Consider the following 1,713-nt stretch of genomic DNA (forward strand, 5'->3'; position numbering starts at 1 on the left):
GTAGCTAAAGCTTCTAGGATTTACGAGAAGTTTCCAGATTCAGAAGACGTAGCATTCCAATATGCAATCACACTATATAATCTAGCAAGCAGCCAGGAAAGCCCAGATGACTTAAAGGTAACGGTAGGTAAAATTCATGATATTTACGAGAAGTTTTCAAATTCAGAATTCGTAGCATATGTATATGCAAATGTATTAGTTGATTTAGAAAGTATACAGGACACTGAACAGGATTTAATGAAAACTTTTGATAAAGTAATTGAAATTTACAAAAAGTTTTCTAATAAGGCAAATATAAGGGATTTATTAGCAGATCTAATCTCTGAAGATATTATAGGTAATATTTTTTATTCTAATGATAATCTAGATTCGTTTAATAGTGATGTAGTGCCAGTTATTAATAAAATGTTTAATACTATCATTGAATTAGATGGTTTAAAACTTCCAGGATATGCTCCTTTAATAAAATTATTAAAACATTTAGAAGATTCTGACAAAGAACAACTACTTAGAATATACTGGTTAGTACAAAAAATTAAGTACCAATTATCTATTAAAGATTTATCAGAAAAAAATTTGGACACTATACTTCAGGAGATGTTTTACAATTACTCTTAAAACAAAGTAGCGATAATAAAGGAAAGTATTCTATTGAGGGGCGGACACGTTTAGGAAATGTTAAGTATATGAATGATCCTGAGGAAGGGACTATCTTAGATAAATATCTAGGTATAAGTGAATCAGATAATTTAGAAGATTCTTTAAAACCTAGTCCTTGGTTTTTGATGAGTTTAACAACTAAAATTGACAATTTATCCATGTGGTCACAGTACGGTGATAGTGCGGAAGGTGTTTGCCTAGTATTAAAAACAGATAGTTTTAAAGTATATCAGTCTATGGCTGAAACAGAATGGATGGGTAAATATGCAATCTTGGAGAAAAAATTGACATCTACAAAATATGAGGAAACAAATGCTTCTTATAAAAAAGACTATCTTTATCGAATCTGTTACCTTGATGAAAAATCATTAATTAATGGTAATTTAAATGTGGTTAAAGAAAGTAATAATAATTTGTTAGATGATGAAGAAATAACATCTATAAACAAAAGCTTAGGAGAACTTAATGGTATTTTGGATAACATAAAAGAAAATGCATCACTGTACAGTACTATCAATAAGTGCCTCGAGGAAATACGTTATCTTTTTAAAGTATCAGACTATAGCTATGAATCTGAACTACGTATTTTGAAATATGCTGAGTTAGATTCAGGTAATAAAGATATAAAGATTGATGATGAGAGTGGTCCAGTTGCGAAGCTTTATTTAGAACGAGATATGCCCATTCAATTAGAACAAGTTATTTTCGGACCTAAATTTTCCAACCCAGAGTATGTGACTCCGTTGCTCCATTTTCTTGATAAAAACATTGAATTAAAACGTTCTAAAATAAAATTTAAATAGACGATTATATAGGTTGAGACAAGAAGAAATTAATTTTGCCAAAATCAAAAGAGAATATAGTTATTAAACTTTCATAGTCTTGATTAATAGTAGAAAAGGACCTGGTACTGTAAAGTACTAGGTCCTTCATTGTCTCTCGAAAACCACTAGCTGTGCTACTGGTTCCGAAAAACGACTCTATAATTTCTGTAGTGGGTAAAACCACTGTAGAGATTATAGAGCTTTTTGAGTATACACAAAAAGTCCCATA

At 30.1% G+C, this 1,713-nt stretch carries 1 protein-coding gene and 1 pseudogene; both read left to right on the forward strand.

Going from position 1 to position 1,713, the window contains the following annotated elements:
* Nucleotides 1-618 (forward strand): annotated as a pseudogene (locus AX663_RS10685) (hypothetical protein); the annotation flags it as partial.
* Nucleotides 619-686: 68 nt separating this feature from the next.
* A complete protein-coding gene (locus AX663_RS00600; RefSeq protein ID WP_060972423.1) occupies nt 687-1,463 on the forward strand; it encodes a DUF2971 domain-containing protein in 777 nt (258 codons plus the stop codon).
* Nucleotides 1,464-1,713: the final 250 nt, after the last annotated feature.

Source organism: Streptococcus sp. CCH8-H5 (assembly GCF_001556505.1).
GTDB lineage: Bacteria > Bacillota > Bacilli > Lactobacillales > Streptococcaceae > Streptococcus.

Excerpts from the sequence above, each read along its gene's own strand:
- AX663_RS00600 (WP_060972423.1), top strand. The coding sequence starts at position 687 with ATGAATGATCCTGAGGAAGGGACTATCTTAGATAAATATCTAGGTATA.